The 12,886-nt window shown below is 61.8% G+C and carries 12 protein-coding genes and 1 tRNA gene (1 of these 13 cut by a window edge); 6 read left to right on the top strand and 7 right to left on the bottom strand.

Annotation, left to right across the window (positions count from 1 at the left end):
* Positions 1 to 35: 35 nt before the first annotated feature.
* The 4 genes from ACR3EK_RS12570 to ACR3EK_RS12555 all read right to left on the bottom strand — a co-directional run bounded on the left by ACR3EK_RS12570 (position 36) and on the right by ACR3EK_RS12555 (position 2,773).
* Positions 36 to 1,049, bottom strand: coding sequence for a Fe(3+) ABC transporter substrate-binding protein (locus ACR3EK_RS12570; protein ID WP_170589788.1), 1,014 nt, complete (start codon positions 1,047 to 1,049; stop codon positions 36 to 38).
* A 151-nt stretch (positions 1,050 to 1,200) separates the two neighbouring features.
* Positions 1,201 to 2,364 carry a WD40/YVTN/BNR-like repeat-containing protein gene (locus ACR3EK_RS12565; RefSeq protein WP_480633551.1) on the bottom strand — a complete coding sequence of 388 codons (1,164 nt, stop codon included), beginning with the start codon at positions 2,362 to 2,364 and terminating at the stop codon, positions 1,201 to 1,203.
* A 115-nt stretch (positions 2,365 to 2,479) separates the two neighbouring features.
* Complete coding sequence (ykgO, locus tag ACR3EK_RS12560) at positions 2,480 to 2,605, bottom strand: type B 50S ribosomal protein L36 (RefSeq protein WP_005648635.1); 126 nt, start codon at positions 2,603 to 2,605, stop codon at positions 2,480 to 2,482.
* Positions 2,606 to 2,698: 93 nt separating this feature from the next.
* Positions 2,699 to 2,773 (bottom strand) — tRNA-Val (locus tag ACR3EK_RS12555).
* A 148-nt stretch (positions 2,774 to 2,921) separates the two neighbouring features.
* Here ACR3EK_RS12555 and ACR3EK_RS12550 point away from each other — a divergent pair.
* Positions 2,922 to 3,782 carry an N-formylglutamate amidohydrolase gene (locus ACR3EK_RS12550; protein WP_170392450.1) on the top strand — a complete coding sequence of 287 codons (861 nt, stop codon included), beginning with the start codon at positions 2,922 to 2,924 and terminating at the stop codon, positions 3,780 to 3,782.
* A gap of 6 nt (positions 3,783 to 3,788) precedes the next feature.
* Here the strand turns inward: ACR3EK_RS12550 and ACR3EK_RS12545 are convergent, their stop codons facing one another.
* Positions 3,789 to 5,042 carry a DNA polymerase IV gene (locus tag ACR3EK_RS12545; RefSeq protein ID WP_480633550.1) on the bottom strand — a complete coding sequence of 418 codons (1,254 nt, stop codon included), beginning with the start codon at positions 5,040 to 5,042 and terminating at the stop codon, positions 3,789 to 3,791.
* A 373-nt stretch (positions 5,043 to 5,415) separates the two neighbouring features.
* Positions 5,416 to 6,132 carry an orotidine-5'-phosphate decarboxylase gene (gene pyrF / locus ACR3EK_RS12540; RefSeq protein WP_480633549.1) on the bottom strand — a complete coding sequence of 239 codons (717 nt, stop codon included), beginning with the start codon at positions 6,130 to 6,132 and terminating at the stop codon, positions 5,416 to 5,418.
* Between the two features lie 87 nt (positions 6,133 to 6,219).
* Here pyrF and ACR3EK_RS12535 point away from each other — a divergent pair, with 87 nt between their 5' ends.
* The 3 genes from ACR3EK_RS12535 to clpB all read left to right on the top strand — a co-directional run bounded on the left by ACR3EK_RS12535 (position 6,220) and on the right by clpB (position 10,638).
* Entirely contained in the window at positions 6,220 to 7,476 is a 1,257-nt protein-coding gene (locus ACR3EK_RS12535; RefSeq protein WP_480633548.1) for a tetratricopeptide repeat protein, read from the top strand.
* Between the two features lie 101 nt (positions 7,477 to 7,577).
* Complete coding sequence (locus tag ACR3EK_RS12530) at positions 7,578 to 7,892, top strand: hypothetical protein (RefSeq protein ID WP_480633547.1); 315 nt, start codon at positions 7,578 to 7,580, stop codon at positions 7,890 to 7,892.
* 127 nt (positions 7,893 to 8,019) lie between these two features.
* Complete coding sequence (gene clpB, locus ACR3EK_RS12525) at positions 8,020 to 10,638, top strand: ATP-dependent chaperone ClpB (RefSeq protein ID WP_170392456.1); 2,619 nt, start codon at positions 8,020 to 8,022, stop codon at positions 10,636 to 10,638.
* Between the two features lie 64 nt (positions 10,639 to 10,702).
* Here clpB and ACR3EK_RS12520 read toward each other — a convergent pair whose 3' ends face one another.
* Complete coding sequence (locus ACR3EK_RS12520; protein WP_170368111.1) at positions 10,703 to 11,686, bottom strand: hypothetical protein; 984 nt, start codon at positions 11,684 to 11,686, stop codon at positions 10,703 to 10,705.
* Positions 11,687 to 11,910: 224 nt separating this feature from the next.
* Between ACR3EK_RS12520 and msrP the strand changes: the two genes are divergently transcribed.
* Positions 11,911 to 12,813, top strand: a complete 903-nt coding sequence (gene msrP, locus ACR3EK_RS12515) for a protein-methionine-sulfoxide reductase catalytic subunit MsrP (protein WP_480633546.1) — start codon at positions 11,911 to 11,913, stop codon at positions 12,811 to 12,813.
* Positions 12,814 to 12,817: 4 nt separating this feature from the next.
* Positions 12,818 to 12,886 carry the start of a protein-methionine-sulfoxide reductase heme-binding subunit MsrQ gene (gene msrQ / locus ACR3EK_RS12510; protein WP_480633545.1) on the top strand. It continues 546 nt past the right edge of the window, so the window shows 69 of its 615 coding nt (coding positions 1-69); the start codon lies at positions 12,818 to 12,820; its stop codon lies beyond the right edge, outside the window.

Genomic DNA, 12,886 nt, shown 5'->3' with positions numbered 1-12,886 from the left:
GCTGCGCCCCTTCAACTGCTCGATATGATGGCGGCTTACTTCCAGCCAACCTCGTTGAAGATCTTCTGGGCCTCGGGGATGTTCTTGGCGACTTCAGACAGGTTCACTTCATCGGCCTTGAATTCACCCAGAGCGGCCACGTTCTCGGCCAGCTCAACACCTTGGACGGCGGGGAATTCATCGTTGCCGTTCGAGAAGTAGACCTGTGCCTGATCGCTGGCGAGGTATTCCAGGAACTTGACCGCATTGTCCTTGTTCGGGGCATGGGCCGCGACGCCCGCACCCGACAGGTTCATGTGTGCGCCTTCGGCATCCTGCGCGGGGAACTGAATACCGATCATGTCGACGCTGTCCGACAGGCCCTTGACGTCTTTGCGCAGAGCACGTGCAAAGTAGTACGAGTTCGACACGGCGATTTCGCATTCACCGGACACGATTCCCCGCAGCTGATCGGTGTCGCCGCCCTGAGGTTCACGCGCCATGTTGGCCACGACTCCCTCGGCCCATTCTTTGGCCTTTTCGGCGCCGTGATGGGTGATGATCGAGGCCAGCAGGGTCTGGTTGTAGGTGTTGCTGGACGACCGGATGCAAACCAGCCCTTTGTATTCAGGGTCGGCCAGATCCAGGTAGGTGGCCGGAGGGTTGGTTACGTCATTCTTGTCGTAGAAGATGATGCGCGCGCGCTGCGAGAAGCCGAACCACTGGTTGTCTTCGTCCTGCAGGTTGGCGGGGATGCGCTCTTCCAGAACTTCGCTGTCGACCGCCTGCAGCAAGCCCGCGTTCTTGGCCCGTGCCAAGCGCGAGGTGTCAACGGTCAGCAGGATGTCGGCGGGCGAGTTCGCGCCTTCCGCTTCCATCCGTGCGATCAGCTCGTCGGCCTTGCCTTCGATGCGGTTGATCTTGATGCCGGTGGCTTCTTCGAAATCGGTGTAGAGACGCTCGTCGGTGTCGTAGTGGCGCGAGGAGTACAGGTTCAGCTCGCCTTCAGCGGCGGCCGATCCGGCGATCAGGGCCGACAGTGCGGCGGCGATAAAGCTCGTGGTTTTCATCTGTGGATGTCCCGGTTGTCGAATCTCATGAGCGGGGTATTTCCCGACTGATTTGCTCAATTAAACGATTTCGGGCGGGATGCAAGAAAATCCGACAAAATTACTTGGTCTAATTTGCCGCAGCGTGTTTGGGTGCGCCGGGCTGGGATGGTTAGCGCGCGCGTTGAATTGTCTCGACCGACAAAATGGTCGGCAGATGCCTGGCGATCTCGGTCCAGGTTTCGCCTTCGTCGGCGCTTGCAAACACCGAGCCGCTGTTGGTTCCGAAATAGACACCCGCAGGGTCACGACAATCTCCTGCCATCGCCTGGCGCAGAACAGTGAAAAAGCAGCTGGTCTGCGGCAGCCCTTCGCGACAAGCGGTCCAGCTTTGGCCACCATCGGTCGATTTCCAGACCGCCGCAGCCGCATCCGGCGGATACCGTCCGATGCTGTCTCCATTCAGGGGAATGGTCCAGATCGTATCGGGATCGTGGGGATGGACGTGGATTGGGAATCCAAAGGTCGACGGCAACCCGCCGGAGATATCGTCCCAGCTGCGCCCGCCATCGGACGAACGCCAGACGCCATGATGGTTCTGTTGATACAGCAGCCCTTTGGTGCCGGGCGCCCGGACCATGTTGTGTACGCAATGACCGATTTGACCGTCCCGCGGCGCGGCCGGATGGTCGTGCTGCCCGCAACTCTCGGCGTTCGACAGCCGGTTGCGCCGCTCCCACGTAGTGCCGCCGTCTTCCGAGGCGAATACTCCGGCCGCCGATATGCCCACCCACAGCTTTTGCGCATCGTCTGGTTCGGAAACGATCGTATGCAGCACCAAGCCTGCGGCCCCCGGTGACCAGTCTTCGGCTGAGGGGTGATCGGTCAGGCCATTGACCGTTTCCCAGGTCTGCCCAGCATCCGAACTGACCAACAACCGCGCCGGTTTTGCTCCCGCGTACAATGCCCCGCCCGTATGATGCAGCGACCAGATCTGCGAGAACTCATCGCCGAACGGTGCTGCTTCTCCGGTCCACCCGATCAACTCGGCAAAATCGGGATCGTTTGCGGCCCACTCGTCCTGCTGCCCCCGGGTGAGCTTGGTGACCTCCCAGCTCTGACCCCCATCCTCGGAGCGCCAGACGCCGGCTCCGTGCCAGTCGCCGCCACCGCCGGCCCAGAGTGTCCCGGTTTCGTCATCTCCGACGACGTGGTTGATGGGCCAGCCACCGCAATGCGGACCCGTAACGCGCCAAGATGCGCGCTCCCGGTCTCCGATGATCACGAAGGCACCCTTGGTGGTGCCCACCAGTATGTCGATGCAAGGGTGTTTCATCCGTTTCGCGCTCCCGGCTGTTTTCGACAGCCTAACACGAACGGTCAGTCTCGGCGCGCGGCACAAAAAAACCGCGCCCGGAGGCGCGGTTCTTTGAAACAGCGATTTGCCGTTCTCAGCCCTGACGAGCTTTGAACTTGCGCTGCGTCTTGTTGATCACATAGACGCGGCCTTTGCGACGCACAACCCGGCAGTCGCGGTGCCGGTTCTTGAGCGAGCGGAGCGAGTTCTTGACCTTCATGGTCTCTCTCCAATTCTGCGGCGCCTTCATCAAGGACGTGGCCAGCGCCTGGGTTAGCGGGTGCCCCGGGTCAGACCCGAAACAGTGAAACGATGGTGGGCGGTACAAGGATCGAACTTGTGACCCCTTCGATGTCAACGAAGTGCTCTACCGCTGAGCTAACCGCCCACTTTCCCTTTGCGTATCCTGCCCCATAACGAAACGGGGCGCGGATCTCCGCGCCGGTGGAGGGGTCTATAAAAGGAGTCGCGAAGGGGTTCAAGGGGTTTGGTCCAACAATTTTCCGGTCTATGTTATCGGCAAAGAAGGAGAGGCCATGCACAGCGCCGCATACGCTTTGGAAATGCCCGCAGAACGCACGTCGTGCGTTGTTTTTTCTTCGCCACACAGCGGTCGGAACTATTTGCCGGGCTTTCTGGATCGTTCGGTTCTGAACCGCAATGTGATTCGCTCTTCCGAAGATGCCTTTGTCGATCAACTGTTCGCTTCCGCCTCGATCCATGGCGCACCGTTGATTGCGGCGCAGATGCCGCGCGCGTTCCTTGACCTCAACCGCAGCGCCGAGGAACTGGATCCCGCGTTGATTCTGGGCGCGCGCCGTCAAGGGCACAACCCGCGCGTGGTATCGGGGTTGGGCGTGATCCCCCGTGTCGTGTCCAACGGTCGCGCAATCTACAGCGGCAAACTTACGATGGACGAAGCGCGCCTGCGCATCGACACCTATTGGCGCCCCTATCACGCCCGCCTGAAGTCTCTTTTGGCCGAATCGATCGACATGTTTGGACAGGCCATTCTGATCGACTGCCACTCGATGCCGCACGAGGCCGTTGCCATGGCCGGGAACCCCAAGGGGCGCCGTCCCGAGATCGTGCTGGGGGATCGGTTTGGTGCCTCGGCATCGGGCGTCATTGTTGATCAGATCGAAGCGGCCTTTTCGTCCGCCGGTCTGACAGTGGCCCGGAACACGCCCTTTGCAGGGGCGTACGTGACCCAGACCTACGGGCGTCCTGCCCGCCATCAGCATGCGATTCAGATCGAGATCGACCGGGCGCTCTACATGAATGAGAACACGATCGAGCCCAACGCCAATTTCCTGGCGTTCAGGGATATTCTGGAAGAAGTCATCGCGGATATCGCCCGAATTGGTTCTCAGCCGGCACGGTTGGCCGCCGAATAGGAAGAGCTACCGCAGCGCTCGGCCCTTCACGATTGCATCAGTTCCATATTTTCGCCGGATCTCGTCGGTCGCACGCTCTGCTTTCGAGCGTTGCGTGGCCCCGGGGTCCAGCAGGTCGCCCGATATGTCGGCCTGATCTTCGGCGCACAGGTCTGACAATCCGCAGCCCAGCAGACGATAGGGGCCTTGATCGCCGACCTGATCGAACAGCCCGCGGGCGGTGCGGTAGATGCGGTCGGCCATCTGTGTCGGATCCCGCAATGAGACCCGGCGGGTCAGCAGTTTGTGGTTGGCCTTCTTGAGCTTCAGCGTCACGACCCGCCCGGCCAGCCCCTTGGCCTTCGCACGGTCGGCCACCTTTTCGGCCATGCGCCAAAGGTGGCCGTCCAGAATGTCGGGGTTGGCGGTGTCCTCGAAAAACGTTGTTTCATTGCTGATCGACTTCATCGGCTCGTGGGCCGAAACGCGCCGCTTGTCCTGCCCTCTGGCCAGGTGCCACAGCCGATAGCCCATCGAGCCGAAGCGCGCCGTGAGGGCCTCTTGATCCCATCGCAGCAAGTCCGAGAATGTGCGAATGCCGGCCCGTTCCAGTGACTCCTGCGCAGCCGGTCCGATGCCCCAGATCAACCGCACCGGCTTGTCGTTCAGAAACTCGGCGGTTTCCGCCATGCCGATCACGGAAAACCCGCGCGGTTTGTCCAGGTCGGACGCCACCTTGGCCAGAAACTTGTTGTGCGAAAGCCCGATCGAGCCGGTCAGGCCCAGTTCGTCTTTCATGCGTTTGACCAGCCGTGCCAGCATCACCGCGGGCGGCGCGCCATGCAGTCGCTGGGTGCCTGACAGGTCCATGAACGCCTCGTCCAGTGACAGGGGTTCGATATCCGGTGTCAGTTCGTCCATCATCGCGCGGATCTGCCGTGAGACCTCGACGTAGACGGACATGCGCGGTTTGATCACCACTGCATCGGGGCATAGTTTCAGTGCTTGAAACATTGGCATGGCCGAGCGCACGCCGCGAATACGCGCCACATAGCAGGCCGTTGACACCACGCCACGCCGTCCCCCGCCGATGATCACCGGCTTGTCCGCCAGTTCGGGGTTGTCGCGCTTTTCGACCGAGGCATAGAACGCATCGCAATCCATATGGGCGATGGTCAGATTGAACAGCTCTGGATGCCGCAACACCCGCGGGCTGCCGCAGGAGGGGCAGCGCCGTTCGTCGTGAAGACTGGCAAGGCAATCGCGACAGAGAGCGGGCATCATTTCCTTTCCACGGGCACCGTGAATGAGCGGTCTGGCCGAGGTGCCAAAAGTACAACACCGCACGCTGCAGCGCAAAGCGATTGAACGAAAAGGTGGGGCCGACAAGAAGACCCCCCGCAGTTTCGCGGGGGGAGGTAACGGGCCTCAGGAAGACGCGGCCCGTTGGGGAGTGTCTCTTGATCAGAATCGCCCAAAAATGTCGATTTCGATAGGCCTACGAAGCAGGTCCCAAAACTCGTGTTTTTCATGTGTGTTTTGGGGCACAGAGGCAATTTGGCGCGGCCGCGGCCAAAAGTGACGCAAGGTCAACCGCTTGCGGGCCAAATCGTGCTTCTGGAATGGTGATTTGACGCGACTTGCCCTCGAAAGGTTACACCGAACGCAACTCGGCCAGTACGGCGTCGGCTGCAGCTTTGGGGTCGGCGGCCTGATAAATCGGCCGCCCGACCACGATGTGATCGGCCCCTTCATTGATTGCGGCGGCGGGTGTCGCGACGCGTTTCTGATCGCCAAGGTCCGATCCGGACGGCCGCACGCCAGGGGTGACGATCAGTCGGCCTTCGGCCTGGGGCAGGGCGCGGATCAGGGCCGCCTCTTGCGGACTGGCAATCACGCCGTCGGCGCCGGCCTCGAATGCGCGGGCCGCGCGTTCCAGAACCATGTCCTGCATGTCGCCGGACTTCATCAAACCTGCATCCAGATCGTCACGGTTCAGCGAGGTCAGGATGGTCACCGCCAGGATCTTCAGATCCTTGCCTGCCGCGCCTTCCTTGGCGGCACGCACCACGTGGGGGTCGCCATGCACGGTGAGGAAATCCAGATCGAACTGCGCCAGCCCCCGCACGGCATTCTCGACCGTGTTGCCGATGTCGAACAGCTTCATGTCCAGAAAGATGCGCTTGCCGTGCTCCTGCTTCAGCTCGTTTGCCAAGGCCAACCCGCCACCGGTCAGCATGCCCAGACCGATCTTGTAGAACGATACCGCGTCGCCCAGCGTCGCGGCCATTTTCAGCCCTTCCAGTGCGTTGGGTACGTCGAGGGCGACGATCAGGCGGTCATCTGCGGTTTGGGGCAGGGCTTTGGGCATTGTTTCGACCTTTCAGGCTTGACGGGATCGGCGCTTCTGTAGAGCGTGCGGCGCAATCAGACAAGAAAAGACGCAGGGAAGTACAGGATGATACGGTTGGGTGTGATGGCTTCGGCAGCTGTTTTGGCCGGGGCGGGCGCTGTCTGGGCCGGCGAAACCGATTGCGGCGAGGCCCGACTGGTCTGGGCGGACGTCAAGGACAGCGGGTCGGCAGCAGCCATCCAAAGCTTTGCCGAGGTCTATGCGGAGTGCCCGATTTACTCGCAGCTTGCACGCGAGCAACTGGCCGAATTCAATGGAGGCTCACCTGAACCGGAGGAGGTCAGCGCCCCCAAAGAAGAGACACGACGCCTGCTTGTGACCGACCTGCGACCCCGGCCGGAACCAGACCCCGACGATCCGCCATACGAGCCCGACTATTCGGATGGAGAATATCAGTGCCTGATGGCCGCTGCCGCTCCGGGCCAGTCGCCTTATTTCGACGGGGTGGAATGGGCGGACATGGACGCCGAGAATGCGATGGCGATCTGTGCCGATCTGCTGCTGAAAGACCAGAATGTCGATGCCGAGGTCGTCGCCGCGTTCGGCCGGGCGCTGATGAAAGGCGGCAAGCTGGAAATGGCGCTCGAATTTTCGGAGCTGGCAGCAATGGAAGGCAGCGGGCTGGCGATGAACACGCTCGCTTCGCTCTATAACGAGGGTGAGATCGTTCCCGAAAACGATGAAACGGCGTTCGGGTGGTACATGGCGGCTGCCGATGCCGGCCTGTCCATGGGGATGCACAACGTGGCATACGGCTATGAACACGGCGATGGTGTCGCGCCCGATATCGACAAGGCGCTCGAGTATTATGAACGGGCTGCGTTTTATGGGTATGGTCCTTCTATGGTCCGCCTGGGCATCTTTCATCGCGACGGCACGCATGTCGCACAGGACATGGACCGCGCGGTCGACTATCTGGAGCGGGCCGCCGATCACGGAAACGTCGATGCCGCGGTGCATCTGGGCTTGATCTACGAAACCGGCCAGAACGGATATCCCAAGGATATCGAAAAGGCGCTGGAGTATTATTTCCAGGCCGCCGAAGAGGATGACGTCGTGGCGCTGCATAATCTGGGGTCGCTGACCTATCACGGGCGAGACGGCGTGCCCCAGGACACGCAGGCGGCTTTTGTGCTCTGGGGCAGGGCGGCCGAGCTTGGCCATATGGCCTCGCAGCGCAAGTTTGGCCGTTTGCTGCACGAGGCGGGCGAGATCGAAGGCGCGTTGAAATATTACCGTCTTGCGGCCGAGCAGGGCGACGACGTTGCAAAAAAGCTGATCCGGGAAATCGAGGGCGATTGACCCCCACGGCTGGCAGGGGAGGCCCTGGTTTCCCCGCTTTGGCCCAACTGTGCTATGGTGCCGCCATTCAGGACCAAAAATTGCACCAATAGGGACAGACCATGAAGCACATATTTCCGCTGGCCGCCGTGGCCGCGCTCGCCGCTTGTGAAGACACCCCTCCACAACCCGAGACGGGCGCTGCCCCGCCGCCCACCAACGACGATTTGTACCTGGTCGGCGGCTATCGGTCCGAGGATGACTGGTGCCAGTTGACCGGCGAAACCGCCTTTGCCGTCAATTTCCTGGACCACACGGCCGACCTTGTCTCGTGCCCCACCGGCAGCGCCGCCGCGCAGTCGCTGGGCGAAATGCAGAATGCTCAGCAGGTGGCCGAAACCGGCGGCTATACCGTCTATACGATTCCCCGGGGCTGAGCGTTTTTTTCACCCGCTACCCTCTTGAAGCAGCGGGAACATTTCCCAAATTGATCCATGAGGCCCGGACCATTGCGTGCTGCCAAGCAGGCGCAAATTTAACGGGCGCTTGGAAAAGGAGAATGCCATGGACTTGAACAAGTTCACCGAGCGTGCACGAGGTTTCGTGCAGGCGGCGCAAACCATTGCGCTGCGCGAGGGACACCAGAGACTGGCTCCCGAGCATATTCTGAAAGCACTGATGGATGATGACCAGGGGCTGGCCAGCAACCTGATCAAACGTGCGGGCGGCGCGCCCGAGCGCGTGGTCGAGGCGCTGGATGTTGCCCTGGCCAAGATCCCGAAGGTCAGCGGCGACGCGGGCCAGGTCTATCTGGACGGTCAGACCGCCAAGGTTCTGGACGAGGCCGAGAAGATCGCCAAGAAAGCCGGCGACAGCTTCGTTCCGGTCGAGCGCGTGCTGATGGCGCTGTGCATCGTCAAATCCAAAGCCAAAGAGGCCCTGGAAGCCGGTGCCGTGTCCGCCCAGAAGCTGAACGAGGCGATCAACGACATCCGCAAGGGCCGCACGGCCGACAGCGCCAATGCCGAAGAAGGCTATGACGCGCTGAAGAAATACGCCCGCGACCTGACCGAGGCCGCCCGCGAGGGCAAGATCGACCCGATCATCGGCCGCGACGAGGAAATCCGCCGCGCCATGCAGGTTCTGTCGCGTCGGACCAAGAACAACCCGGTTCTGATCGGTGAGCCTGGTGTGGGTAAGACCGCCATCGCCGAAGGTCTGGCTTTGCGCATCGTGAACGGCGACGTTCCGGAATCGCTGAAGGACAAAAAGCTGCTGGCGCTGGACATGGGTGCCTTGATCGCGGGTGCGAAATACCGTGGCGAGTTCGAGGAACGCCTGAAAGCCGTTCTGAACGAGGTCACCGCCGCCGCTGGCGAGATCATCCTGTTCATCGACGAGATGCACACGCTGGTGGGTGCCGGCAAGTCCGACGGTGCGATGGATGCGGCCAACCTGATCAAGCCCGCGCTGGCGCGGGGCGAGCTGCACTGCATCGGTGCCACCACGCTGGACGAGTACCGCAAATACGTCGAGAAGGACGCGGCCCTTGCCCGCCGGTTCCAGCCCGTCTACGTGCAGGAACCCACGGTCGAGGACACGATCAGCATCCTGCGCGGCATCAAGGAGAAATACGAGCTGCACCACGGTGTGCGCATCTCGGATTCGGCGCTGGTGTCGGCTGCGACCCTGTCGCACCGCTACATCACCGACCGCTTCCTGCCCGACAAGGCGATCGACCTCGTGGACGAGGCCGCCTCGCGTCTGCGCATGGAAGTGGACAGCAAGCCCGAAGAGCTGGACCAGTTGGATCGCCAGATCCTGCAGCTCCAGATCGAGGAAGAGGCGCTGAAGCTTGAAGATGACGCGGCTTCGAAAGATCGGCTTGAAGCGCTGCAGAAGGAACTGGCCGAGCTCAAGGAGAAATCCGCCGAGCTGACCGCCCAGTGGCAGGCCGAGCGGGACAAGCTGGCCAGCGCCCGCGAGCTGAAGGAACAGCTGGACAAGGCGCGCGCCGAGCTGGAGATCGCCAAGCGCGAGGGCAACCTGGCCAAGGCCGGTGAGCTGTCCTATGGCGTGATCCCCGAACTGGAGCGCAAGCTGGCCGAGGCTGAAAGCCAGGAAAGCAACGCGGTCATGGCCAAGGAGACGGTACGCCCTGAACAGATCGCGGCCGTGGTCGAACGCTGGACCGGTATCCCGACCTCGAAGATGCTGGAAGGCGAGCGCGAAAAGCTGCTGCGCATGGAAGAAGCGCTGCATGCCCGCGTGGTCGGCCAGGACGAGGCCGTGCGCGCCGTGGCCAATGCCGTGCGTCGGGCCCGGGCCGGTCTGAACGACGAGAACCGCCCGCTGGGCTCGTTCCTGTTCCTCGGCCCGACCGGTGTGGGCAAGACCGAGCTGACCAAGGCCGTCGCCGAATACCTGTTCGACGACGAACACGCGATGGTGCGGATCGACATGTCCGAGTTCATGGAGAAACACGCCGTCGCCCGCCTGATCGGTGCCCCGCCGGGCTATGTCGGCTATGAGGAAGGCGGCGTTCTGACCGAAGCCGTCCGTCGCCGGCCGTACCAGGTGGTGCTGTTCGACGAGGTCGAGAAGGCGCATCCGGACGTGTTCAACGTGCTGTTGCAGGTGCTGGATGACGGTGTGCTGACCGACGGTCAGGGCCGCACGGTCGACTTCAAGCAGACGCTGATCGTGCTGACCTCGAACCTTGGGTCGCAGGCGCTCAGCCAGTTGCCCGAAGGGGCCGACACGGCGCAGGCCAAGCGCGACGTGATGGACGCGGTCCGGGCGCATTTCCGGCCCGAGTTCCTGAACCGTCTGGATGAGACCATCATCTTCGACCGGCTTCAGCGGTCGGACATGGATGCAATCGTCGACATCCAGCTGTCCCGCCTGCGGAAGCGGCTTGCCGGGCGCAAGATCGATCTTGTGCTGGACGATGCCGCCAAGGAGTGGCTGGCCAACGAAGGCTACGACCCGGTCTTCGGGGCGCGTCCGCTCAAGCGCGTGATCCAGCGTGCCCTGCAGAACCCGCTGGCCGAGGCTTTGCTGGCCGGCGACATCCGGGATGGCGACACCGTGCCGGTAACTGCCGGACCCGATGGTCTGATCATCGGCGACCGGTTGGGCACCAGCGACCGCCCGCGCCCGGACGAGGCCGTGGTCCACTAACCTGCGGCTTGGCTGAAACAGGAAAGGCCCGCCAGAAATGGCGGGCCTTTTTCATGCGCACCAATCAGTCGTGGTTCTGACGGCTTTTGCGCAATGCTCGCAAGTCGTCGGCACTCAGGCGCGGACCGGACTCGGGCGATGGTGGTGGTGCCGGCGGAGCCATGCGCTGGGCCGGATCCACCATATGGCGGCTGGGGCGCCCGCCCTGCAGTTTCAGATATGCCAATACCGCACCCGCGGATTGCAGGCTCAGCCCCCAAAGCCCGACCAGGATAAAGCTGAGAAACAAGGCCACTGCAGGCCAGATCGGGTTTTCGATGGCGCCACCGCGGAACAGGCCTTCGATTTCGGTAACGGACGTTGCCAACGCTGGTAGCCCCGCCACGAAGGCCACGGCCAGAAAGGCGAGGACGTAAAGCACCATCATCGATACATAGCTGATGGCCACCAAAGCAAAGAGCGGCCAGAAGGACGCACCCAGATTGCGGAAGGGTGTATAAGGTCGGTCGTCAGGATCGCTGCCCAAGGCCGCCGCAGCCAGGGGAACCAGCAGACTGGCCCGCGCAGCCGAGGCTACCGTGAATACCGCAACCGTGACGACGAGGCCCGCCACCGAAACCGACGCGCCGGCCGAGGTCAGCCAGTCCAGTGCCGGTGTTTCGGGGGTCTTGGTCAGATCGACCAGATTGGGCGCGACCTGAACAAAGGCCAACCCGACCACTGGCGCAAGGATCAGGCCGATCGCCAGGGACTCCGCCGCGCCATAGGCAATGGCGGGAACGATCAGCTTGCGATAGCCCACACCGGGTCGGATCAGTTTCGACTGGAACCCGAACCGGGCGCCGACCATGATCGGGATCACGCCGGATGAGGCGCTGATCAGGAAGGTTGCAATGAACAGTGTTCCGGGCAGGATCAACCCGATGACAAACCCGATCACGCCACCCAACGCGCCGTACAGAAAAAGGCCGATGAGCAGGATCGGGAACGTCACCGCAAAGCGCCACAGGATCGAAAGGGACAAAGGAATGGTTTTGGTCAGTAACACGGGGCGGCCTTCACACAGTCTCTGGTTGTTTCGGCGATACCTTATCGGATGTGCAGCTTCCATCCCGTTGATGCCGTTCCAAACAGGTGTTCGTCTGTGCGCGACGGGAATGCAGCGCAGGCTTCGTTACAGTCCCGTCTCTCAATCGTGACGCAAGTTGCGTTGGTCCGGTGCTAAAACGAGGCTAATTCAAGGCTGATTTTTGTAGATGAACGGAGAACGGAATGGCGCACCGCTGGATCAACACCCTGACACATGCCGATACGACCCCGCGGGCGGCGTTCCTGAACCGCCGACAGATCATGGCCGGACTCGCCGGATCGGGACTGGCGATGATCGCGGGCCGTGCCGATGCGGAAGATGCGCTGGAGCAGAACACGTGGGAAGAGATCACCTCCTACAACAACTACTATGAGTTCGGGACCCGCAAGGACGACCCTGCGAAATACGCCCATACCCTCAAGACCGAACCATGGAGCGTCACGATTGACGGGTTGGTTGACCGCCCGGGAGAGTATGATTTCCAGGACATCATGTCCGAAATGACGATCGAAGAACGCATCTACCGGTTCCGCTGTGTCGAGGCCTGGTCGATGGTCGTGCCGTGGAACGGGTTCGAGCTGGCCGATCTGCTGAACATGGCGGGTGTGCAGGAGGGGGCGAAATACGTGGCCTTCGAAACCGCGCTGCGCCCCGACGAGATGCCGGGCGTTGCATATCCGGTTCTGGACTGGCCGTATCGGGAAGGTCTAAGGCTGGATGAAGCCATGCATCCGTTGACGATCATGGCAACGGGTATCTATGGCCGCCCGATCCCCAATCAGAACGGTGCCCCGCTGCGCCTGGTGGTTCCATGGAAATATGGCTTCAAGTCGATCAAATCGATCGTACGCATCACTCTGACCGAAGAAGAGCCGCCAACCAGCTGGAACATGGCCAACCCGCGTGAATACGGGTTCTACAGCAACGTGAACCCGACCGTGGATCATCCGCGGTGGTCCCAAGCCTCGGAACGCCGCATCGGCGGCGGGTTGTTTGCCAAGCGACAACCAACACTGATGTTCAACGGTTACGAAGAAGAGGTCGCAGGGCTTTATGACGGCATGGATCTCAGGGAATACTACTGAGGTCATGCACAAGCTGAACCAGATACTGCGCTGCGTTCCTGTCTGGGCGGTCTACATCGCCGGATTGGTTCCG

The sequence above is a fragment of the Ruegeria sp. BC8 genome, from assembly GCF_056535705.1.
The sequence above is the reverse complement of the archived record's forward strand: the minus strand, read 5'-3'. Positions and strand labels throughout refer to the sequence as shown.